Consider the following 1,265-nt stretch of genomic DNA (forward strand, 5'->3'; position numbering starts at 1 on the left):
CAGAGAAAATCCAAGCAAAACAACACGTTAGACGGTATTATTAATTCGCTTGCCGCTTAAGGTTCTGTACATGAGTGTTTCATGACGGCCATAAGGCCGTCATGCTTTTCGCATTACAGGTGTGCTTACCCTTTGTACCCACATATAGTAGTCGAGGTAGCGTGAATAGTGACATGCCATTGATGCCATACTGCCGTTACAATAAAGCCTATTTAGGTTCCATCAAAAAATTCATGATGACTTTATCAAAAATATATTCATTCTCAATTAGATGGGAAAATGTAAGCGGCATCTTCATTTAAAATATGCTGCAAGATCAGCGTGAAGGATTAACGGTATTTTTATGAATAAAAAACTCAAAGTAGTCACCATTGGTGGTGGTAGTAGCTATACTCCTGAGCTGGTTGAGGGATTCATTAAAAGGTATGCAGAACTCCCTATTGGTGAGCTCTGGTTGGTCGATATTCCTGACGGTGAAAAAAAACAGAATATAATATTTGAACTGTGCCAACGAATGATTGCCAAGTCAGGCTTGCCGATTACCCTTCATAAGACACTCAATCGCCGTGAGGCCTTGACTGGTGCCGATTTTGTCACCACTCAGTTACGGGTCGGTCTGCTCAAAGCTCGAGAAAAAGATGAGCGCATTCCATTAAGCCATGGTTTGCTTGGCCAGGAAACAAACGGTGCTGGTGGTTTATTTAAGGGGCTACGAACCATTCCGATCATTTTTGATATTATCAAGGATGTTGAAGAAATTTGTCCAGACGCATGGATTATTAACTTTACTAATCCGGCTGGGATGGTCACTGAAGCTGTCGCGCGTCATACCAATTTCAAAAAATTCATTGGGGTATGCAATGTCCCCATTGGCATGAAAATGTTTGTGCAAAAATCGCTACAGTTAACAGATGCTGATGAATTATCTCTTGAGCTGTTCGGTTTGAATCACTTCGTTTTTATAAAGGATGCTTTCGTTAATGGTGAATCACGTTTTGATGAGCTATTTGAATATGTAATCGATGGTGCACAAAAGGAGTCTGCTTCAGTAAAAAACATTTTTAGCATTCCCTTTGAAGCTGATTTTTTGCGCGGCTTACGGTTATTACCTTGTCCCTATCATCGTTATTACTTTAAAGAAAAAGAAATGCTAAGTATTGAGATGGGCGAGTATTACAAAGGGGAAACTAGGGAAGGTGCGAATAAGCGGGGAAATTCTTCTCGGCTGACTCAGTCATTTCATTTCTTCATGTTTGAGCCGATTT

General features: G+C 40.4%; 1 protein-coding gene. It reads left to right on the forward strand.

Annotated features, from left to right (window positions below):
• Positions 1-343 precede the first annotated feature (343 nt).
• The coding region (locus tag PG896_RS20960) for a family 4 glycosyl hydrolase (protein WP_442866205.1) at positions 344-1,265 on the forward strand (922 nt) is incomplete at its 3' end.

The organism is Aeromonas sp. QDB30 (assembly GCF_027707645.1).
GTDB lineage: Bacteria > Pseudomonadota > Gammaproteobacteria > Enterobacterales > Aeromonadaceae > Aeromonas > Aeromonas caviae.